Source organism: Actinomadura sp. NPDC049753, from assembly GCF_040674655.1.
GTDB classification, from domain to species: domain Bacteria; phylum Actinomycetota; class Actinomycetes; order Streptosporangiales; family Streptosporangiaceae; genus Spirillospora; species Spirillospora verrucosospora.
On sequence record NZ_JBFARL010000146.1, the window covers coordinates 1 to 21,297 of the forward strand.

A 21,297-nucleotide genomic window follows, 5' to 3' on the forward strand; every position below is an offset into this window, starting at 1 on the left:
CGACCGAGACCCCGGCGGCGCGCAGCTCGCCGATGAGCTCCCAGGTGGCGTGCCTGGCCTGCGGGTCGAGCCCGGTGGTGGGCTCGTCGAGGAAGCTTCGGCAAGACCCTCCTCGTCCTGCTGTCGCGCGACACCCTCGACGAGGACGCCTGGGAGGAGATCGAGGACACCCTGATCGCCGCCGACATGGGAACGGCGGTGGCCCGGCAGGTCACCGACGACCTGCGGACGCGCGTCCAGGTCCTCGGAACGCGCAGCCCGGAGGAGGTGCGGGCGATGCTCAAGGAGGAGCTGATCAAGCAGATCGGCCCGGACATCGACCGCTCGCTGCACACCGAGGCGCACGGCGACCGTCCCGCCGTCCTCATGGTCGTCGGCGTGAACGGCACCGGCAAGACCACCACGTGCGGCAAGCTCGGCCGCGTGCTCGTCGGCGACGGCAACACCGTGCTGCTGGGCGCCGCCGACACCTTCCGCGCCGCCGCCGCCGACCAGCTGGAGACGTGGGGCACGCGGGTGGGCGCGCAGGTCGTCCGCAAGGACGAGGGCGCCGACCCCGCCAGCGTCGCGTTCGACGCCGTCAAGCAGGGCATCGACACCAAGGTCAACGTGGTGATCGTCGACACGGCGGGCCGGCTGCACACCAAGACCGGGCTGATGGACGAGCTCGGCAAGGTCAAGCGGGTGGTGGAGAAGCAGGCCACGGTCGACGAGGTCCTGCTCGTCCTGGACGCGACGACCGGCCAGAACGGCATGCAGCAGGCCCGGGTCTTCGCCGAGGTGGTCAACATCACCGGCGTGGTGCTCACCAAGCTGGACGGCACCGCCAAGGGCGGCATCGTCGTCCAGGTGCAGCGCGAGCTCGGCGTCCCGGTGAAGCTGGTGGGCCTGGGCGAGGGGCCGGACGACCTCGCGCCCTTCGAGCCGGAGGCGTTCGTGGACGCGATCCTCGGCGACTGAACCGGCCGTCGAACCGGCCCGAATGCCGCGTAAATACGGCATGTGAGGATTTGGAAACAGCGGCGAAACACGCCGAAGTCGGGTTTCACATGGCGGAAACGTAGCGGCATACCGGGCGAAACGGCCGCGCCAGAGTCTCTGAGCAGTTCGAAGTTCCTGGCGAGGAGGGACGCGCTCAGAGATGAAGATCGATAGCGGTAGTACCGCCTGGATGCTGACGAGCACAGCGCTCGTCCTGCTGATGACACCGGGCCTGGCCTTCTTCTACGGAGGCATGAGCCGGGCCAAGAGCGTGCTCAACATGATGATGATGAGCTTCGTCAGCATCGCCGTGGTGGGCATGGCGTGGGTCGTCTACGGCTACTCCCTCACCTTCGGCGACGGCGGCGGGCTCAGCTCGTTCATCGGAGGCTTCGGCGACTGGGGGCTCGTCGGCCTGGAGAACGCGGCCACGGCCGACGACGGGACGGGCATCCCGCAGCTGGTCTTCGTGGCGTTCCAGGCGACGTTCGCCATCATCACCGTCGCGCTGATCAGCGGCGCGATCGCGGACCGTGCCAAGTTCGGGGCCTGGGTGGTGTTCACCCTGGTCTGGGCGACGCTGGTGTACTTCCCGATCGCCCACTGGGTGTGGTGGTCCGACGGCCAGGACGGCGGCAAGTCCGGCTGGCTGTTCCACCTCGGCGCGCTCGACTTCGCGGGCGGGACCGTGGTCCACATCAACGCCGGCGTCGCCGCGCTCGCCCTGGTGCTGGTGCTCGGCAAGCGCAAGGGCTGGCCGAAGGAGCCGATGCGGCCGCACAACCTGCCGTTCGTCCTGCTCGGTGCCGGCCTGCTGTGGTTCGGCTGGTTCGGGTTCAACGCCGGGTCCGCGCTGTCGGCCGGCTCCACCGCGGCCGTCGCGTTCATCAACACGCTCGTCGCCACCTGCGCGGCCGCGTTCGCCTGGATCGTCGTTGAGAAGCTGCGCGACGGCGCGTCCACCACCCTCGGCATCGCCTCGGGCGTGGTGGCCGGGCTGGTCGCGATCACCCCGGCCTGCGCGTTCGTCACCCCGCTCGGCGCGATCGTCCTCGGCCTGGTCGCCGGCGCGGTGTGCGCGTTCGCGGTCGGCCTGAAGTACAAGCTCGGCTACGACGACTCGCTCGACGTCGTCGGCGTCCACATGGTCGGCGGCATCGTCGGCGCCCTGCTGATCGGGTTCCTGGCGACCACCGCCGTCAACGACGCCGGCGCCGACGGGCTGTTCGCCGGCGGCGGGTTCGCGCTGCTCGGCAAGCAGGCCGTCGCCGTCCTGGCGACGCTCGCCTACTCCTTCGTCGTCACCTACGTGATCGCCAAGGTGATCGACCTGGTGATGGGCTTCCGGATCAGCGAGGACGACGAGGCCGCCGGCATCGACAGCACGGCGCACGCGGAGACCGCCTACGACTTCGGCGCGATCCGCGCGGGCATCGGTTCCGGGGCGACCGCGGCGGCGCCCGCCCCGGCCGTCCCGGCGAAGAAGGTGGAGGCGAAGGGATGAAGCTCATCACGGCGGTCATCAAGCCGTTCAAGCTGGACGAGGTGAAGAAGGCCCTGGAGGCCTTCGGGGTCAAGGGGATGACCGTCAGCGAGGCCAGCGGCTACGGGCGGCAGAAGGGCCACACCGAGGTCTACCGGGGCGCCGAGTACCAGGTCGACCTGGTGCCCAAGCTCCGCGTCGAGGTCCTGGTCGACGCCGAGGACGCCGACGACATCATCGACGTGATCGTCAAGGCGGCCCGCACGGACAAGATCGGTGACGGGAAGGTGTGGGCCGTGCCGGTCGACACCGTCGTCCGGGTCCGCACCGGCGAGACCGGACCGGAAGCGCTCTAGGGAGCACGGTGACCCTCGCCCACCCGCCGGCCGGAGACCGGGCCCCCGCGCCCGCTCCGGCCGGCGGCGCCGCTTCGGACCCGGCCCGCGCCGCCCTGGCCGCCGCCCGCGCCGCCCGCGCCGCCGACCTCGACCGCTGGCTGGCCTCCCTCCTGGCCCCCGCGCCGCCCGACCCCGGGACCGAACCCCCGCGGCGAGAACGCGGCTTGCAAGTTGCTGGGCCGCAGGATGGTGCCTCCGCAACGAGCGACACTCTGATGCCGGAGGGGGTGGCGCTCGTCGCGGTCGGGAGCCACGCCCGGCGCGAACTGACACCCGGCGGCGACCTCGACCTCGTCCTGCTGCATCGCGGTCTGGCCGGCGTCGCGGCGATCGCCGACCGCGTCTGGTACCCGGTCTGGGACTCCGGGCTTCGGCTCGACCACTCCGTCCGCACCGTCGCCGAGGCCCAGACCGTGGCGCGAGGCGACATGAAGGCCGCCCTCGGCCTGCTGTCGGCGCGCCGCATCGCCGGAGACCGCGCCCTCGTCGACGAACTGCGCGCCGCCGTCCTCGCCGACTGGCGCGCAGACGCGCCCACCCGGCTGGCCGAGCTCTCCGCGATGTGCCGCGAGCGCTGGGAGACCCACGGCGAACTGGCGTTCCTGCTCGAACCCGACCTGAAGGAGGCCCACGGCGGGTTGCGGGACGTCCACGTCATGCACGCCGTCGCCGCGTCCTGGGTGGCCTCCGCCCCGGACGCCCGGGTCCGCGCCGCCCACGACCTCCTCCTCGACATCCGGCATGCGCTCCACCAGGTCACCGGCCGCTCCACCGACCGGCTCGTCCTCCAGGAGCAGGAGGCCGTGGCCCGCACCCTCGGCCTCCCGGACGCCGACGTCCTGCAGCGCTCCATCGTCGAAGCCGCGCGCACCGTCACCTACGGGGCGTCCCACCTGTGGCGGCGCGTCGACAACTACACCAGGGCCAGGCACCGGCAGCCCCCCGGCGCCCCGCAGACCGCGGGCCGGCGCGGTGTGGAGCGCAGGCCCGTCGGGGACGGCGCCGTCGAGCACGAAGGGGAGGTCGTCCTCGCGCGGAACGCCGACCTGAACGACCCGGCCCTCGTCCTGCGCGTCGCCGCGGCCGCCGCCCAGACGGGCCTGCCGCTCGCCCCCGCCACGGTCGCCCGGCTCGCCGAGCACGCCGCCCTCCCGCCCGTCCCCTGGCCCGCCGAGGCCCGCGACGCGCTCGTCTCCCTGCTCGGCGCGGGTCCCCCCGCCATCGCCGTCTGGGAGGCCCTCGACCAGGCAGGGCTGATCGTCCGGCTGCTGCCCGACTGGGAGCGCGTCCGCAACCGCCCGCAGCGCAACCCCGTCCACCGCTTCACCGTCGACCGCCACCTCGTCGAGACCGCCGCCGGCGCCGCCGCCCTGACCCGCGAGGTGGCCCGTCCCGACCTGCTCCTGATCGGCGCCCTCCTGCACGACATCGGCAAGGGCGGGACAGGCGACCACTCCACCTCCGGCGCCGTCATCGCCCGCGACATCGGCGCCCGCCTCGGCCTCCCGGAGGACGACGTCCGCGTCCTCGAAACGCTCGTCCGCCACCACCTGCTGCTCCCCGAGACCGCGACCCGCCGCGACATCGACGACCCGGTGACCGTCCAGACCGTCGTCGCCGCCGTGTCCGGGGCGCCCGGCCGCGAGCGCGAGGTCGTCGACCTCCTCGCCGCCCTCGCCGCCGCCGACGGCGGCGCCACCGGCCCCGCCGCCTGGGGCGCCTGGAAGGCCGGCCTCGTCGCCGAACTCGCCCGCCGCGCCGCCGCCGCGCTCTCCGGCGGCACGCCCCCGCCCGCTCCCGCGCTCACCGCCGACCACCTCGCCCTGGCCCGCCACGACGGCGCCGCCGTCCGCGTCACGGGCTCCCGGATCACCATCGCCGCCCCCGACCGCCCGGGACTGCTCTGGCGCGCCGCCGGCGTCCTCGCCCTGCACCGCCTCGCCGTGAAGACCGCGCGCGTGATCTCCTCCCCGGCGGCCTCGCCGGCCCAGACGGCGGTGCTGGACTTCACGGCCGTTCCCGAGTACGGGACCCCGCCGGACCCGGCCGGCCTGGAGGCGGACCTGCGGAGGATGCTCGCCGGGCGCCTCGACGTGGCCGAGCGCCTCGAACGGCGGGCGCGGTCGGTCCGGATCCGGCCCGGCGGCACGGTGCCGCCCCCGCGCGTCATGATCGTGGACGACGCGTCGCGGACCGCCACCGTCGTCGAGGTCCGGGCGCACGACCGCCCCGGACTGCTGTGGCGCGTCGGGCAGGCGCTCGGATCCTGCGGCCTCCAGGTCCGCGCCGCCCAGGTGGACACCCTCGGCGCCGAGGCCGTGGACGTCTTCTACGTGGTGGACGATCACGGCCGCCCGCTCGACGACCCCGACGCGCTGGCCGCCGTCCGGACCCGGGTCCTGAGAACCCTCCACTGAACGGGTTTCCAGAGGGGGCGGGGCTCGCCCGGTGACCCGATACGCTGATAGGCGATCCCAGAAGCTTTCCAAGGACGGGCCAGACACGTGTTCGAGACGCTCTCCGACCGGTTGACGACGGTCTTCTCGTCGCTGCGCAGCAAGGGCCGGCTCTCCGAGGCCGACATCAACGCGACGGCCCGCGAGATCCGGATCGCGCTCCTCGAGGCCGACGTCGCGCTCCCCGTGGTCAAGGACTTCATCGCGCAGATCAAGGAGCGGGCGCAGGGCTCGGAGGTCTCGCAGGCGCTGAACCCGGCGCAGCAGGTCGTCAAGATCGTCAACGAGGAGCTCATCACCATCCTCGGCGGCGAGACCCGGCGGATCCGGCTGGCCAAGACCCCGCCGACCGTGATCATGCTCGCGGGCCTGCAGGGCGCCGGCAAGACCACCCTCGCCGGCAAGCTGGCCCGCTGGCTGAAGCAGGAGGGCCACACGCCGATGCTGGTGGCGGCCGACCTCCAGCGTCCCAACGCCGTCCAGCAGCTCCAGGTCGTCGGCGAGCGGGCCGGGGTCCCGGTGTTCGCGCCCGAGCCGGGCAGCGGCGTCGGCGACCCGGTCGACGTGGCGCGCCGCTCGATCGACCAGGCCCGGCACGCCCAGCACGACGTCGTCGTCATCGACACCGCCGGCCGCCTCGGCATCGACGCCGAGATGATGCAGCAGGCCGTCGACATCCGCGACGCCGTCCAGCCCGACGACATCCTGTTCGTCGTCGACGCCATGGTCGGCCAGGACGCGGTCAACACCGCCCAGGCCTTCATGGACGGCGTCGGCTTCGACGGCGTCGTCCTCACCAAGCTCGACGGCGACGCGCGCGGCGGCGCGGCCCTGTCCGTCCGGCACATCACCGGACGCCCCATCATGTTCGCCTCCACGGGCGAGAAGCTCGAGGACTTCAGCGTCTTCCACCCGGACCGCATGGCGGGCCGGATCCTCGACATGGGCGACATCCTCACCCTGATCGAGCAGGCCGAGCAGGCGTTCGACGCCGAGCAGGCCGAGAAGATGTCCAGCAAGTTCGCCTCGGGCGAGGACTTCACGCTCGAGGACTTCCTCGAGCAGATGATGATGATCCGCAAGCTCGGCCCGATCGGGAACCTGCTCGGGATGATGCCGGGCATGGGCCAGGTCCGCGACCAGATCAGCCAGATCGACGACCGGGACCTGGACCGCATCGCCGCGATCATCCGCTCGATGACCCCGCAGGAGCGCGCCCAGCCGAAGATCATCAACGGCTCGCGGCGGGCCCGCATCGCCAAGGGCTCCGGCGTCGGCGTCGGCGAGGTCAGCAGCCTGGTCACCCGGTTCTTCGACGCGCAGAAGATGATGCGCCAGATGGCCGGCGGCATGGGCCTGCCCGGAATGCCCGGCGGCCGCCGCAAGGCGGCCAAGGCGGCGAAGGCGGCCAAGAACAAGAAGGGCAAGCAGCGCAGCGGCGACCCCCGCAAGCGCGCCGCGGGCAAGGCCCCCCAGGAGCAGGCCCCCGCGGCCGAGGGCATGCCGAAGGGCCTCCCGCCCGGCCTCGGCGGCGGCCAGCTCCCGCCCGGCCTGGGCGGCGGTCAGCTCCCGCCCGGCTTCCAGATGCCCGACCTGAACAAGCTCCAGAGCCGCAAAAAGAAGTAGCCCGTCCTCGATGGCCCCGTCGCAGAGACCAAGCAAGACCTCTGCGGCGGGTCCGTCGAGGCTGGAGTCGAACCCGGCGCCCTCTTGACCACCCCAGGCCCAGCACGCAACGCCTGGCCAGAAGAGGGATACGCCCAGACGCACGTTCGGCTCTGCGCCAACCACGCCCGCTCCGCAATCCATGGACGGGTTCCGGGCGATACGCCGGACTGTGAGTCGTGGCGCGTGGGGTTTTCGCAGAGCGGCCAATCGCAGGTGAGACAAAAGATCTACGGATGGGCGCAGCCCGGCGCCTCTGGGGGCGCCTGCGGCGCCGCGCCTCCGAGCATCGCCGATCTGGCCTCGGCGGCCCGCGGACGCCGGACGCGCGCGGCGGTCGGACGTCCGTCTACGCGCGCGGCGGCGGGCTGGCCAGGGCGCTTGTCCTGGTGTGCGGCTCTCGCGCAGCGGCCTTGCCTGCCGGGAAGTGCGGTGGACGCGTCGATGCGCGGCGTCCGGAGTCGGCCACCTGGTGGGGTGCGCGGGGGCGTTGAGGAGGCGTGCGGCATGCGGGTGGCCGGGGTGTTGAGGCGGAGGGGCGACACCCGGGCCGCGCGATTGCGCTTTCGCGGCGAACGTCTGGCAGAATGACAGGCTGGAAACCCGGAATCGCGAGGCGCCCTCTCTCGTCCTGCGCGGCCGGAGTCCATCGGGCGGCCGTGAGCCGGTGTTCCCCACCTGGCGCGGGCCCGCCCATCCAGTGATGAAGTTGGAGTACACCACACCCGTGGCAGTCAAGATCAAGCTCAAGCGTCTGGGGAAGATCCGGAACCCGCAGTACCGGATCGTCGTCGCCGACGCCCGCACCAAGCGGGACGGGCGGGCCATCGAGGAGATCGGGCTCTACCAGCCCAAGCAGGAGCCCTCGCTCATCAAGATCGACTCTGAGCGTGCGCAGTACTGGCTGGGCGTCGGCGCGCAGCCGACCGAGCCCGTGCTCAACCTGCTGAAGATCACCGGCGACTGGCAGAAGTTCAAGGGCGAGCCGGGCGCCGAGGGCACCCTCAAGGTCGCCGAGCCGAAGGCCGACAAGAAGGCCGCGTTCGAGGCCGCCGTCAAGGAGTCGCTGGGCGACGACGAGGCCGCCGGCACCGCGACCCGCGGCAAGAAGAAGGCCGAGCCGAAGAAGACCGAGGCGAAGGCCACCGAGACCGACGAAGCCAAGAGCGAGGGCTGACGTGCTCGAAGAAGCGCTCGAGCACCTGGTCCGCGGGATCGTCGAGAACCCGGACGACGTCCGGGTTCGCGCCCGCAGGATCAGGGGCGGCCGGGTCCTGGAGGTGCGCGTGCACCCCGAGGACCTCGGGAAGGTCATCGGCCGAAGCGGTCGCACCGCCAAGGCCCTTCGCACGGTGATCAGCGCCCTCTCCGGAGGCCGCTACGTGCGTGTCGACCTGCTCGACGTCAACGAGGTCCGCTGAGTGGCGTCCCGATGAGCGAACCGCTCGTGGTGGGACGGATCGGACGGCCGCACGGGGTTCGCGGTGAGGTCGCCGTCGACGTCCGCACGGACGAGCCGGAGTCCCGGTTCGCCCCGGGCACGGCGATCGCCACCGACCCCGTCACCGCCGGTCCGCTCACCATCGAGCGGAAACGCTGGCATTCGGGACGCCTGCTCGTGCGCTTCGCCGGGATCGGCGACCGCGACGCCGCGGAGGAACTGCGCGGCACGTGGCTCGTCGTCGATCCCGGTGACATCACCACGTCCGCCGACCCGGACGACTTCCACGACCAGGAACTGCTCGGACTTGCCGTGGTCACCACGGACGGGGCCGAGGTCGGCCAGGTCGCGGACGTCCTGCACCACGGCCAGGACCTCCTGGTCGTACGCGGGGCCGGGGGCGAGAAGCTGGTCCCGTTCGTGGCCGCGCTCGTCCCCGAGGTGGACGTTCCCGGGGGGCGGCTCGTCATCGATCCGCCCCCCGGACTGCTCGACGAATCATGAGACTCGACATAGTCACGATCTTTCCCGAGTACTTCGCCCCCCTGGACATCTCTCTCCTGGGCAAGGCCCGGCGCGCCGGACTGCTGGACGTCCGCGTCCACGACCTGCGCGAATGGACCCACGACCGGCACCGCACCGTCGACGACACCCCCTACGGCGGCGGTCCCGGCATGGTCATGAAGCCCGACCCCTGGGGCGAGGCCCTCGACACCCTGGTGCCCCGCGTTTCGGGCCCTCCACCCGGGACGATCGCGTCCCCGACGGTCGGCGGCCCTTCCGCTCCACCCGTGCTCGGCGAGACGCCCCCGGCTGAGCCAGGAGACGCCTCCGGCGCGGGTTCACACGGCGGGGGAGACCCGTCCACAAGAGGACGACTCGCTACAAGCCGACCGGGCGCATCCGGATTGGCTTCACAAGACGCATTCGAGCCGCAGCCCGGCGCGTACAGGGCTGAAACCGCTGACGCGTTCGGCACGGACCCGTCGGCGAAGCCGGAGGCGGGCTCACCCGGCGCGTCCGGACTGGAATCGGCCGGGGGGCCGGAAGCCGAGACGCACGCCGCCGCCGGGGCGGTGCCGCGGCTGATCATTCCGACGCCGAGCGGGCGGCCGTTCACCCAGGCGGACGCGGTGCGGTACGCGGCGGAACCGTGGCTGATCTTCGCCTGCGGGCGCTACGAGGGCATCGACTCCCGCGTCGCCGAGGAGGCCCGCACCCGGATGCCGGTGGACGAGGTCAGTCTCGGCGACTTCGTCCTCGCCGGCGGGGAGGTCGCCGTCCTCGTCATGGTGGAGGCGATCGGCCGCCTCCTGCCCGGCGTCCTCGGCAACGCCGACTCCGTCGCCGACGACTCCTTCGCCCCGGGCGCGATGGAGTCGCTCCTCGAAGGCCCCGTCTACACCAAGCCCCCCGTCTGGCGAGAGCGGCCTGTTCCGGACATTCTTCTCTCGGGTCACCATGGCGCGATCGCCCGCTGGCGGCGCGACGAGGCGCTGCGCCGGACGGCCCGCCACCGCCCCGAACTGCTCTCCCGCCTCGCGCCGGAGGCTCTCGACAAGCACGACCGCGCCGTGCTGCGCGAGGCCGGTTTTCCGGTTGACGGCGAAGATATGGCAGACTAAGGCGTCCGTGCGTCCAGACCGCACGGCACCCCAAGACCACTTTCCGCGGCGCGACGCCCCCACGAAAGACCCACCGGGGCCTCTCGACGCCCGCGTTCGACCACGAGGAACCGCTGCGATGCACACCCTGATCCAGGAGATCGAGAAGGCCGCGATGCGCGCCGACGTCCCGGACTTCCGTCCGGGCGACACGCTTAAGGTGCACGTGCGCGTCACTGAGGGCAACCGGAGCCGAATCCAGGTCTTCCAGGGCGTGGTGATCCGGCGGCAGGGCGGCGGCGCCCGCGAGACCTTCACCGTCCGGAAGGTCAGCTACAGCGTCGGCGTCGAGCGGACGTTCCCGCTGAACAGCCCCTCGATCGACAAGATCGAGGTCGTCACCCGCGGCGACGTGCGCCGCGCCAAGCTCTACTACCTGCGCAACCTGCGCGGCAAGGCCGCGCGCATCAAGGAGAAGCGCGAGCACTGAGCCGATGGACCACGACGCCCCGGGAACCGGCGACGGTGCCCGGGGCGTTGCCCGTTCTGGACGGAGATGATCGGCTTGGCCGTCGGCGACACGCCCACGCGCGGCGTCCCATGGGCATCGCGCCGCTAGGCTTTCGCTCTGATGACTGACGAGGACGATCGGAGAGACGTGCGATCCGAAGCCGAGGGCGCGGTGCCCGAAGAGAAGGAGCCCGTGGACTCGGCCGATGAAACGGCCGACGACTCCGAAGAAGACGGCAAGCGAAAGAAGAAGCAGGGCTCCTTCTGGAAAGAGCTTCCCGTCCTCATCGTGGTCGCCGTCGTGCTGGCCCTCGTCATCAAGGCGTTCGCGGTGCAGGCGTTCTACATCCCGTCCGGCTCCATGGAGAACACCCTCCAGGTCGGCGACCGCGTCCTGGTCAACAAGATCGTCTACCACACCCGGGACATCGCCCGCGGTGACGTCATCGTCTTCAACGGCCTCGACTCCTGGGACCCCGAAGTCCAGGTCAACGAGCCCAGCAATCCCGTCTCCAAGGCCCTGCGCGCCGTCGGCACCGCCTTCGGCGTCGCGCCCAACGAGAAGGACTACATCAAGCGCGTCATCGGCATCCCCGGCGACCACGTCAAGTGCTGCGACGCGCAAGGCCGCGTCACCGTCAACGGGGTCCCCCTGGACGAGAAGTCCTACATCTTCACCGACCCGATCACCCACGAGCAGAACAAGCCGTCCAACGACCCCTTCGACGTCACCGTGAAGCCGGGTCAGCTCTGGGTGATGGGCGATCACCGTGAACTGTCGTACGACTCCCGCTCCCACCGCGGCGACCCGGGCGGCGGCACCATCCCGGTCGACCGCGTCATCGGCCGCGCCTTCGTCATCGTCTGGCCTCTGGACCGCCTGGGCACTCTGCCGATCCCGGCCACCTTCAAACAACCCGCCCTGGAAAAGGCCGGCGCAGCCGCCCTCCCCGCCGCCCCCTACGCCCTGGGCATCCTCTGCTCCCTACCTCTCGCGTACTTCAGACGCCGCCACTACGCCAAACCCTGACGAATTCCAGCAAAACCGCTGCAGGAGGAGACCGACCTGCCGGTAGACCGCTCGCCGAGCGGGGTTCGGAGCGACGGCGTCGCGGCGGTCCCATCAGCCCGTGACCGCCCCAGCCTCTGAAACCACACACCGCCCAGCCACGCGCCACAACATCAAGGCGGTCCCCAACGGAGGCTGAGCCGATCGGGCTCGTCACCCACGAAAACGCGGCGACCCTGTGCGTCGCTGGTCAGGAAGTCGCGAAAGCCGACGCGGGCCTCTGAAACCGCACCCCGCGCGACCGGCCGCGGTGGGTTCGCCTCGGCGCGACACGGAGACAATCCCCCACGGCGGCCCGCACCGGGGAATGTAGGTGCCGAAGATGCGGCAGCTCCGAACTCCAAAGCGGCACTCCGTGCATCGGGCCCTGGCAGAGCAGCTCAGGCCGACGTCGAGGCGGTCCCCGACGGAGGCCTTTGAGTCGATCGGGCTCGTCGGCCACGAAACGCGGCCACTCTGGCCTCTGGAACCGCACACCGCGCGACTGGCCACGGTGGGTTAGCTCGGTGCGACGCGGAGACGGTCCCCACGGGGCCCGCACCGGGGAATGTTGGTGCCGAACATGCGGCGATCTCCGGCTCTGGAGCCGCAAACCGTGCGGCGGGCCCTGGCGGGGCAGTTCAGGCCGACGTCGAGGCGATTACCGACGGAGGGGGCGGGACGAAGGGGTGGGTTCTCTGTCCATCCCGCAGGAGTTCTACGGCTGGCGGTGAGCGTGCTGGAGTTCCCTCGTCGCGATGTCGAGCGGTCACCGGGTGGGAATGGTGCGGTACTGGGGCGGAGAGGACGTGGGGTTGCCTTCTGGCTTGGGTGGTTTTCGGTGTGGTGCGGCATACGGCAGTAAGCGTGGCGTTCGGGGAGCGGTCGGGGCACGGTGGGACGTACGCTGCGGAGCATGAACGGTCGTCCACTCCGCTTCACGCCGCGCCGGGACGCAGGACTGTTCGCGTACGAGCGGGCTCTCGCCCATGCGGGCTTCAGCCCTGTCGCCGGCGTCGACGAGGCGGGGCGGGGGGCCTGCGCGGGGCCGATGGTCGTCGGCGCGGTGATCCTTCAGGGCGGGCGAGGAAAGATCGACGGCCTCACGGATTCCAAGCTGCTCACACCGGCGCGCCGCGAGCGGCTGTACACCGAGATCACTGAGCGAGCCCACGCGTGGAGCGCCATCGTCATCCCGTGCCATGACATCGACCGGTTGGGCCTGCACCGATGCAACATCACCGGGATGCGGCGGGCGCTGGCCGCCCTCGACAAGCGTCCCGCGTACGTGATCAGTGACGGGTTCGCGGTGCCGGGGCTGGACGTGCCCGGCCTCCCCATGATCAAAGGCGACCAGGTCGCGGCCTGCGTCGCGGCGGCCTCCATCATCGCGAAGGTCACCAGGGACCGGATCATGGTGGAGCTCCATGAGCGGTATCCCGAGTACGGCTTCGATGTTCACAAGGGCTATGTGACCCGTGCGCACGGCAGGGCGCTGGAAGTGCACGGTCCATGTCCTGAGCATCGTTTCTCCTACGTCAATGTCGGGCGTGCCTTGCGCAACAATGGAGATGTGGTCCTGGAGGAGGAGACCGAGGGGGAGCTCCCCGACGAGGGCCGCACGGAAGGGGCACGAGCGTGAGCGCGGAGGATCTCGAGAAGTACGAGACCGAGATGGAGTTGCAGCTCTATCGCGAGTACCGCGACGTCCTCGGGCTGTTCAGCTACGTCGTCGAGACCGAGCGCCGGTTCTACCTCACGAACTCGGTCGACCTCCAGGTGCGCAGCGTCGACAACGGCGAGGTCTTCTTCGAGGTCACCATGCAGGACGCGTGGGTCTGGGACATGTACCGTCCGGCCCGCTTCGTCAAGAACGTTCGAGTCGTGACGTTCAAGGACGTCAACGTCGAGGAGTTGGCGAAGAGCGAGTTCGAACTCCCCGCCGAGCAGTAGTCCGTCCACACCCACGACGGCTTCCTCCGCTGAGTTGGTGATCGCTGGAGCAAGAGGGCGCCCTCGTCCCAGCCAGGCCGATCCTTCATCGTGCGAGCGCCCCTCGGGTGAGTCGCCGGCAGTGGGAACGGCTCATCTTCGGGGTCTTGGCCGACGGAAGGCCGTTGCCTGGCCGCCCTCGGCGCCACACGCTGCGCAAGCACCGCTTCCGCTTAGCGAGGCCACCCCAGATGCGGTCAGCAGCACCGCCGAGGCCGTTCCGGATGCGGTTGCCGCACCGTCGAGGCCGTTCCGGATGCGGTCGCCGGCACCGTCGAGGCCGCGCCGGCCGCCTCGTCGAGGCACTGCGCCTGCAGGCCCGCCTGTTGCCCGCCGGCCACACTGGTCACCACCGTGAGCGCGCCGGCGGGGAACCGCACCGTCACGTTGAGGGAAGCTGGACGTCATCGGGCGGCTCCGCTTGCCCAGCCACTGCCTGGTCGTGCACGTCATCGTGAAGTTCTGCGGCGCAAGGATTCTGTGCCCGGGCCGAGAATCGGCTGCCGACTCGGCGTCCTGCTGCACGCTCGGCATCACCCGGGGACGATGCCGCCCGACAAGGCCTGCTGTTCGAGCGATCCCTCTCGCCCCAGGCGGGACGGCCCCCCCGACATCGACCTGGGCTTCGGGCTTCGACTGGACATCGGGCTTCGACCTGGGCTTGCCCGTGCACACCGACACCACCCGCGCGCCGCGCCCCCGGCGGCCGCCGAGGCCCGGCTCCTGCCCGGGACGGCTCTCGTCCAGCAGGTGCGACGCCGGCACCACCACCGTGTCCGCGGCCTCCAGTCCGTGTCGCACCGCCACCGCGAACTAGGCGTCCGCCGGCGCTTGTCCGGGGCTCCACCCCGCACGACACCACCTCGTACAGCGGCGCGCCCTGTGCCGACCGCGCCTGCCCGATCGGGGCATCGGCCTGGCTTCGGGGATCCGCCTGGGTTTGGGGCATCGGCCTGGGCTTCGGGTATCGGCCTGGGCTTTTGGGTGTCGGCTTGGGCTTTGGGTGTCGGTGTGGCGAGCGTGGCTTGTGCTGGGCCCTCTTCAGGTTCGCGGCTTGGGTTCACTGAGCTGCTGCTGGCGTGCCTGGCACGAGGCACGTGGCCTGCGCGTCAACCCGCCGGCTGGGTCGCGGCACGCAGGCCCTTCGACCGGATCGCCGCGCTGGTGCTGCGTGCCTTTCGCTGAAGCACGGCGCGGGAGGCGCCTCAGGAGGTTTGGTCTTCGGTGGAGGGTGAAGGCTCCGCGGTCGGACGTCCTCCTCATCGAGGCTCCAGGGGGTGGTCGTTTCCGATGCGGGGGAGGTCGGGAGGGTCGGCCGCCTGTGTGGGCGGCGGAGTGTTCGACCTGCCGGACTTCGTCAGGCGCCAGCCGGCGGGCGTGCGCTCGATGAATCCGCCTGCGGCGAGCAGGCCGAGTTTGGCGTTGACGGTGTTCAGGTCCACGCCCGCCCTGACGGCGAGCTGGGCGGGTCCGGCCGCGCCGCGGGCCGGAAACGCCTCCAGGACGGAGCGGGTGACCGGTTCCAGACGGTCGCGGGGCAGGATGGGGGTGGCCGGCGGTGGGGCCAGGTCGGTGCCGATGCGGCCGACGGCCTCGACGATCTCCTCGGGGCGGGTCACGAGGGTGGCGCCCTCCTCGCGCAGAAGACGGTGGCAGCCGATGGAGGAGCGAGAGGTGATCGGGCCTGGCACCGCCATGACCACACGGCCGAGTTTGGCCGCCCAGCTGGCCGTGTTGAGTGCGCCGCTGCGTGCTTCCGCCTCGACGACGACCGTGCCCCGGGAAAGGGCCGCGATCACACGGTTGCGGACGAGGAAGCGGAGGCGGTGCGGGTGGGTGCCCGGCGGTGACTCGCTCACGAGGAGCGAGCGCCGCGCCATCTCGGCGAAGAGCCCCTCGTTGGACGCCGGGTAGGGGACGTCCACGCCGTTCGCCAGGACCGCGACGGTCGGGCCGTCGGCGGCCAGGGAGCCGCGGTGGGCCGCCGCGTCGATGCCGAGGGCGCCGCCGGAGATCACCGACCAGCCCTGGTCGGCGAGTTCGGAGGCGAAGTCGGCGGCGGCGCGCAGCCCGTAGGGGGACGCGGCGCGGGAACCGACGATGGCGACCGAACGCAGGCAGCTGTACCGCAGGTCGCCGGGGCCGCGCAGCCACAGGGCGTACGGGCGGCCGGCGCCGAGATCGTCGAGGGTCGTCGGCCATTCGGGATCTCCCGGGCAGATGAGGCGGCCGCGGAACCGTGCGCAGACGGCCATGTCCTGGTCGGGCTCCGCTGCGATGAGCCGGATCCGCCAGTTGTCCAGACGCCGGGCCTCCTGAGGGGTGGCTGACATGCCCTGCGGGAGCCGGGTGGTCCGGATGGCCTCCAGCGCGCCCTCGGGGCCGCAGTGGTCGATCATCCGGTTGAGGAAGTCGTCGCCGGGTTCCGCGACCGCGGTCAGGGTGGCGCGGGCGGTTCGCTCGTCGCTCATTGGCGCCCCGCGGACCAGAGGGTGAGCGCGCCGCCGACGTCGTCCGGCCCGGGTTCGTCGTGGCCCGCCAGGTCAGCGATGGTCCAGGCCACCCGCAGTATCCGGTCGAGGCCGCGTGCGCTGAGCGTGCCGCGTTGGAGGGCTTCGTCAGCGCCGTGCATCGCCTCCTGAGGCGGCGTGAAGCGGCGGCGCAGTTCCGGACCGGGAACTTCGGAGTTGGACCGCCATGGGGTGCCGGCCAGGCGTCTCATCGTTCGTTCGCGGGCCAGCATGACCCGTTCGGCCACCACCTTGCTCGACTCGGCGAACTCCAGGTCGTAGCGGAGCTCGGCGCGGCTGGCCGGGGTGAGCTCCAGTTTGAGGTCGATGCGGTCGAGCAGCGGGCCGGACACCCGGCTGGCGTACTTGCGGCGGACCCCCGGGGCGCAGGAGCAGTCGATCTGTTTCGCCGCGGCGCACGGGCACGGGTTCGCTGCGAGGACGAGGGTGAACCGGGCGGGGAAGTGTGCGATGCCCTCGATGCGGCTGATTCGCACCTCGCCTTCTTCGAGCGGTTGCCGCAGGGCGTCGAGTGTTCCGGCGATGAACTCCGGCGCCTCGTCCAGAAAAAGGATCCCCCGGTGGGCCAGAGAGACCGCGCCTGGTTGGAGCACGCGGCCCGAGCCTCCGCCGACCATCGAGGCACGGGAGGCCGTGTGGTGCGGCGCGTAGAACGGAGGTTGCGTGATCAGGGGCTGGCCTGGCCGGAGGGTCCCGGCGACGGAGTGGATCGCGGTGACCTCAAGGGCGACTTCCGGTTCGAGGGGAGGCATCAGCGTCGGGAGCCGCTCCGCGAGCATCGTCTTCCCGCAGCCCGGGGGACCGGCGAAGAACAGGTGGTGCCCTCCCGCGGCGCTGATCTCCAGTGCGCGGCGTGCCTCGGCCTGGCCCCGGACGTCGGCAAGATCCAGATCGGGCGGGATGTCCTGTAGCCGTAGGCCGAAGCCTTTATAGGGCGCGGGAGAGTCTTCCTCGTCCTCCTCGAAGGGCGGTGGCTCGTCGCGCAGTAAGCACAGCAGCCCCCGGAGCGTGCTCGCGGGCACCACCTTCGTGTCAGGGACGAGTTCGGCCTCCTCGGCGTTGGCGCGCGGAACGACGACCGTGCGGTACCCGCTGTTCGCGGCGGCCAGCACCGCGGGCAGCACGCCTTGGGCGGGACGTACGCGCCCGTCCAAGCCCAGCTCGCCGATCAGCACCATCTCCGCGCAGCTGCGCGGAGGGACCACCTCTGCGGCCCCGAGCAGGGCAACTGCTATGGCCAAATCAAAGGTCGCTCCCTTCTTCGGCATGCTCGCCGGGAACAGCGAGACCGTGACATGGCGGTTGGGCCAGTCCTCACCGGAGTTGAAGATCGCCGCCCTGACGCGGTCGCGGGCCTCGCTGAGGGCCGTGTCAGGGAGGCCGACGAGGTGCAGCCCCGGGACGCCGCTGGTGATGGCCGCCTCGACGTCCACGACGAACCCGTCCACGCCGACGAGGGAGACCGAGCGCGTTCTGGCCAGCGTCATCTAGCACACCTCCTTCAGGTGATCGATCGCGAAGTCGTCGCCGTCGCCGATCAGGCCGAGCGCGTCCACCCGCATGGGCGCACCGCTGACGCCGTGCGCGGCGGCCCACCGCCAGGCCAGCCGCCGTAACCGGGCGGCCTTGTCGACGGTGATCGCGTCGAAGGGATCACCGAAGCGGGCGGACCGGCGGGTCTTCACCTCGCACACGACGTGCCGCCGCCCGTCATGGGCGATGATGTCCAGTTCCCCTTCGGGGCACCGCCAGTTGCGGTCGAGGATCGTCCAGCCAAGGCCGGTCAGGTACCGGACGGCGGCGTCCTCACCGCGGCGGCCGAGGTTGATGTGGGCAGTCATGGGCCTCACCTCCGGACTTCGACAGTGCCGGAGACTCGCGGACCGTAGTCGGAGAACGACGTTCTGTGGATAACGCGGGGGAGCTTCCGGGTGATTCGCTCGAAACCGGGGTTCGGTGCTTGCTTCGGACGGGGCCTTGCCGCAGCGTGACGCTGTGACCAACGCGCTGGAGGACGCCGTCGCCGAGTTCGGCCGTCACCTGCGCGCCGAGCGGGACGTCTCGCCCCATACCTTGCGGGCTTATCTTGGGGATCTCGCCGACTTCTGCGCCTATGCCGCCCTCGCCGGCCTGACGGAGCCGACCGAACTGGATGTCTCGGTGCTACGGGCATGGCTCGCCCGTCAGCATGCGCTTGGCCGCTCGCGGGCGACCCTGGCTCGTCGGACGGCAGCAGTCCGCGCGTTCACCCGCCATCTGCGCCGGCGGCGGCTCCTTGAGAACGACCCTGGTCTGCTGCTGGGCACGCCTAAACGACGGCGTGATCTCCCTACCGTCCTCACCCAGGACGATGCGGCGCATCTCCTGGACACAGTGGACGCCGAAGGGCCCGTGGGACTTCGCGACTTGGCCGTCCTAGAGGTCCTCTACGGCACGGGTGTCCGTGTGAGCGAACTTTGCGGGCTCGATATCGATGACCTGGACACCGACCGGGGGACCGTTCGAGTGCTGGGTAAAGGCGGGCGTGAGCGCACGGTTCCTCTAGGAGAGCCCGCCGTCCGCGCCGTCCAGGATTGGCTGCGTGCCGGACGCCCAGAACTCGCGACCCGGAACAGCGGCCCCGCTCTCTTCCTCGGGGCACGCGGAGGCCGCTTGCACCCGACGAGCGCTCGGCGGATCGTCCACACGCGGATCTCGGAGGTAGGACAGATTCCCGACCTCGGTCCGCACGGTCTACGCCATTCGGCCGCCACCCACCTTCTCGAAGGCGGCGCCGATCTGCGCAGCGTCCAAGAGATCCTCGGTCACGCGTCCCTGCAGACGACCCAGATCTACACGCATGTATCAGCCGAACGCCTGAAGCAAGTCCACCGCCAAGCCCACCCCCGCGGCGCCCGCTCCGACTAGCCACGAGAAGGGGCGAACGGAGCCTCGTTTACGCCGACGCAGGACTAGGGCGTGTTTCAGATGCGGAGCACCCGGGTGGTCTACAGCTGAATGATCTTGGGATGAGTGTGGTGATCTGACCGCGGCGCACGGTGGGTCGTGCTGCAGGGGACCTGGCCGCCCGGCTCGGGTGGAGCCGGGCGGCGGAACGGGGCCGGTCAGGGAGCGCGGCGTAGGTGGCGTTCCTGGGAGAGGTTGATGACGCCCGGCGGCTGACGGCGGCGGCGGTGCCATCGGAAGCGGAGGCGGGTTCGACGCCAGACGAAGGCCAGGGCGAGGGACAGGAGCATGCCCGACACTGCTCCGCCCGTGGCCGTGGCGGCGTCGCGCAGGGCCATTCTGGGCTGCGGAGAGGGCGAAGCAAGGGGACGAGGCGCCGCCGACGGTGTGGGCGGCCGCCACAGAGGCAGGAGACGCACCTGGCGCTGGACGAGGTTGAGCGGATTCAGGTACAGGGCGCCACGGCGCAGGCCCCAGTGCAGGCACGTCACGGGGCAGTGGAGCTTCCCCAGCTCCAGGACGCCGATCCGGGTGCCGGACGCGACGCGCCGACCAGTGCGGACGCTGGGCCGGACGGGCAGGTACGTGGTCCGCAGGAGGCCGTGGTCGATCGTCACGACGCCGCGTCCCGCCAGATCGTCGGCGTACGCGACGCGACCGGGCCCGGCGGCGTAGACGGCCTGCCCCGGACGCGCCGCGAGGTCGACGCCGCGGTGGCCCGCGCCCCAAGGGACGGCCGGGGGCGAGAAGCCGCGCACCACCCGCGGCGCCGGCGGGCCTAAAGGCCACCGCCAGGCGTCCAGGCCGGGCGACCCGATGGCGATCATGCAGGTGAGGAGCAGCGAGAACACGGTCATGGACCGAACCCTGCCCGCCGCCGGCACGGCTCGTCGACGGGGTTCGCCAACTGTGGATAACCGCGGGAATCGATGAGGCCCGGCCACCTTCGCGCCCTGATAATCTGTAGGGGTGTCCGAGAGGGCACCGGTCAGGGCCAGGCCGTCGTCGTTCCGCTCCAGGGCGGGCGGTGAGAAGCCGCTCCCAGAGCGGACCGGACCCAGACCCGGCAACGGGTCACAGCCGCCTGGAGGTATCCCGGCGGCTGATTTCACGCGTCCGCATGCCACCGCGAACCTGGTGGGGCGCAGTCCCTCGGTCCGTCGCCTCGGCGACGGTGGGACAGCACCCGGGCGCAGGCAGATAACCAAATGCGGCCCGACAGGGTCAGAGAAGGAGAACACGGGCAATGGCACCCGTCGTCACCATGCGGCAGCTCCTCGAGAGCGGCGTCCACTTCGGCCACCAGACCCGCCGGTGGAACCCGAAGATGAAGCGCTTCATCCTCACCGAGCGCAACGGCATCTACATCATCGACCTGCAGCAGTCGCTGTCCTACATCGACCGCGCGTTCGAGTTCGTCAAGGCCACGGTCGCCCACGGCGGGACGATCCTGTTCGTCGGCACCAAGAAGCAGGCCCAGGAGTCCATCGCCGAGCAGGCGACCCGGGTCGGCATGCCCTACGTCAACCAGCGCTGGCTGGGCGGCATGCTCACGAACTTCTCCACCGTCCACAAGCGGCTCACCCGGCTCAAGGAGCTGGAGGAGATCAACTACGACGACGTGGCCGGTTCCGGCATGACCAAGAAGGAGCTCCTCGGCCTGCGCCGCGAGAAGGACAAGCTGGAGCGCACCCTCGGCGGTATCCGCGACATGGCGAAGGTTCCGAGCGCCATCTGGATCGTGGACACCAAGAAGGAGCACATCGCGGTCAACGAGGCCAAGAAGCTGGGCATCCCGGTCGTGGCCATCCTCGACACCAACTGCGACCCCGACGAGGTCGACTACCCGGTCCCGGGCAACGACGACGCCATCCGCAGCGTCAGCCTGCTGACCCGCGTCGTGGCCGACTCCGTCGCGGACGGCCTCATCGCCCGTGCGGGCGCCGCTTCCGGCGGCGACGAGAAGCCCGCGGAGGGTGCGGCGGCCGCCGGCAGCGAGCCCCTGGCCGAGTGGGAGCGCAACCTGCTGAAGCCCGGCGAGGCCGACGGCGCCGCGGAGGCCCCGGCCGAGACCGAGACCGAGGCCGCTGCCGAGGCGCCGGCCGAGGCTCCGGCGGAAGCTCCGGCGGAGGCCGCCGCGGCCACCGAGGCCGCTCCGGCCGAGGAGGCCCCGAAGGCCGCCGAGGCCGAGCAGGCTTGATCCCGCGGTCCCGGGGGGGTGCGACCCGGCGGCCCCCGGCGC

The 21,297-nt window shown here is 71.3% G+C and carries 18 protein-coding genes and 4 pseudogenes; 16 read left to right on the top strand and 6 right to left on the bottom strand.

Annotation, left to right across the window (positions count from 1 at the left end; translation table 11 throughout):
* Positions 1-94, bottom strand: a pseudogene (locus tag AB0K37_RS29575) (ABC transporter ATP-binding protein); the annotation flags it as partial.
* Between AB0K37_RS29575 and ftsY the strand changes: the two are divergent.
* The 14 genes and pseudogenes from ftsY to AB0K37_RS29645 all read left to right on the top strand — a co-directional run.
* Positions 88-960, top strand: a pseudogene (gene ftsY / locus AB0K37_RS29580) (signal recognition particle-docking protein FtsY); the annotation flags it as partial. The pseudogenes AB0K37_RS29575 and ftsY overlap by 7 nt on opposite strands.
* A gap of 181 nt (positions 961-1,141) precedes the next feature.
* Complete coding sequence (locus tag AB0K37_RS29585; protein WP_363986552.1) at positions 1,142-2,485, top strand: ammonium transporter; 1,344 nt, start codon at positions 1,142-1,144, stop codon at positions 2,483-2,485.
* Entirely contained in the window at positions 2,482-2,820 is a 339-nt protein-coding gene (locus AB0K37_RS29590; protein WP_141577570.1) for a P-II family nitrogen regulator, read from the top strand. The genes AB0K37_RS29585 and AB0K37_RS29590 overlap by 4 nt, the downstream gene beginning before the upstream one ends.
* An 8-nt stretch (positions 2,821-2,828) precedes the next feature.
* A complete protein-coding gene (locus AB0K37_RS29595; RefSeq protein ID WP_363986554.1) occupies positions 2,829-5,279 on the top strand; it encodes a [protein-PII] uridylyltransferase in 2,451 nt (816 codons plus the stop codon).
* Positions 5,280-5,366: 87 nt separating this feature from the next.
* Positions 5,367-6,944, top strand: coding sequence for a signal recognition particle protein (gene ffh, locus AB0K37_RS29600; RefSeq protein ID WP_363986556.1), 1,578 nt, complete (start codon positions 5,367-5,369; stop codon positions 6,942-6,944).
* Between the two features lie 766 nt (positions 6,945-7,710).
* Positions 7,711-8,160: a 30S ribosomal protein S16 gene (gene rpsP, locus AB0K37_RS29605; protein WP_345174994.1), complete on the top strand. Its 450-nt coding sequence runs from the start codon at positions 7,711-7,713 to the stop codon at positions 8,158-8,160.
* A 1-nt stretch (position 8,161) separates the two neighbouring features.
* On the top strand, positions 8,162-8,404 hold the full coding sequence (locus tag AB0K37_RS29610) for an RNA-binding protein (RefSeq protein WP_021598307.1): 243 nt from the start codon (positions 8,162-8,164) through the stop codon (positions 8,402-8,404).
* A gap of 11 nt (positions 8,405-8,415) precedes the next feature.
* Entirely contained in the window at positions 8,416-8,928 is a 513-nt protein-coding gene (rimM, locus tag AB0K37_RS29615; protein ID WP_363986558.1) for a ribosome maturation factor RimM, read from the top strand.
* Positions 8,925-9,137 (top strand): annotated as a pseudogene (locus AB0K37_RS29620) (tRNA (guanosine(37)-N1)-methyltransferase TrmD); the annotation flags it as partial. The gene rimM and the pseudogene AB0K37_RS29620, both read left to right, overlap by 4 nt.
* A 348-nt stretch (positions 9,138-9,485) precedes the next feature.
* Positions 9,486-10,049, top strand: a pseudogene (locus AB0K37_RS29625) (tRNA (guanosine(37)-N1)-methyltransferase TrmD); the annotation flags it as partial.
* A 118-nt stretch (positions 10,050-10,167) separates the two neighbouring features.
* Complete coding sequence (rplS, locus tag AB0K37_RS29630) at positions 10,168-10,518, top strand: 50S ribosomal protein L19 (protein WP_149257798.1); 351 nt, start codon at positions 10,168-10,170, stop codon at positions 10,516-10,518.
* Between the two features lie 168 nt (positions 10,519-10,686).
* Complete coding sequence (gene lepB / locus AB0K37_RS29635) at positions 10,687-11,568, top strand: signal peptidase I (RefSeq protein ID WP_363986561.1); 882 nt, start codon at positions 10,687-10,689, stop codon at positions 11,566-11,568.
* 913 nt (positions 11,569-12,481) lie between these two features.
* Positions 12,482-13,228: a ribonuclease HII gene (locus tag AB0K37_RS29640; RefSeq protein ID WP_363986563.1), complete on the top strand. Its 747-nt coding sequence runs from the start codon at positions 12,482-12,484 to the stop codon at positions 13,226-13,228.
* Positions 13,225-13,539: a DUF2469 domain-containing protein gene (locus tag AB0K37_RS29645; RefSeq protein ID WP_185023091.1), complete on the top strand. Its 315-nt coding sequence runs from the start codon at positions 13,225-13,227 to the stop codon at positions 13,537-13,539. Before AB0K37_RS29640 ends, AB0K37_RS29645 begins: the two co-directional genes overlap by 4 nt.
* Before the next feature lie 236 nt (positions 13,540-13,775).
* On the opposite strand, the gene AB0K37_RS29650 is transcribed toward AB0K37_RS29645, so the two are convergent.
* The 4 genes from AB0K37_RS29650 to AB0K37_RS29665 all read right to left on the bottom strand — a co-directional run bounded on the left by AB0K37_RS29650 (position 13,776) and on the right by AB0K37_RS29665 (position 17,950).
* Entirely contained in the window at positions 13,776-13,964 is a 189-nt protein-coding gene (locus AB0K37_RS29650) for a hypothetical protein (protein WP_363986564.1), read from the bottom strand.
* Positions 13,965-14,837: 873 nt separating this feature from the next.
* Entirely contained in the window at positions 14,838-16,049 is a 1,212-nt protein-coding gene (gene dprA, locus AB0K37_RS29655) for a DNA-processing protein DprA (protein WP_363986566.1), read from the bottom strand.
* A complete protein-coding gene (locus tag AB0K37_RS29660; RefSeq protein ID WP_363986568.1) occupies positions 16,046-17,596 on the bottom strand; it encodes a YifB family Mg chelatase-like AAA ATPase in 1,551 nt (516 codons plus the stop codon). Before AB0K37_RS29660 ends, dprA begins: the two co-directional genes overlap by 4 nt.
* Entirely contained in the window at positions 17,597-17,950 is a 354-nt protein-coding gene (locus AB0K37_RS29665) for a YraN family protein (RefSeq protein WP_345175011.1), read from the bottom strand.
* Positions 17,951-18,104: 154 nt separating this feature from the next.
* Between AB0K37_RS29665 and AB0K37_RS29670 the strand changes: the two genes are divergently transcribed.
* Positions 18,105-19,016 (top strand): tyrosine recombinase XerC, encoded by a 912-nt coding sequence (locus tag AB0K37_RS29670; protein WP_363986571.1) that lies wholly within the window; start codon positions 18,105-18,107, stop codon positions 19,014-19,016.
* 197 nt (positions 19,017-19,213) lie between these two features.
* On the opposite strand, the gene AB0K37_RS29675 is transcribed toward AB0K37_RS29670, so the two are convergent.
* Positions 19,214-19,912, bottom strand: coding sequence for a M23 family metallopeptidase (locus AB0K37_RS29675; RefSeq protein ID WP_363986572.1), 699 nt, complete (start codon positions 19,910-19,912; stop codon positions 19,214-19,216).
* 389 nt (positions 19,913-20,301) lie between these two features.
* Between AB0K37_RS29675 and rpsB the strand changes: the two genes are divergently transcribed.
* Positions 20,302-21,255 (top strand): 30S ribosomal protein S2, encoded by a 954-nt coding sequence (gene rpsB, locus AB0K37_RS29680; protein WP_363986574.1) that lies wholly within the window; start codon positions 20,302-20,304, stop codon positions 21,253-21,255.
* Positions 21,256-21,297: the final 42 nt, after the last annotated feature.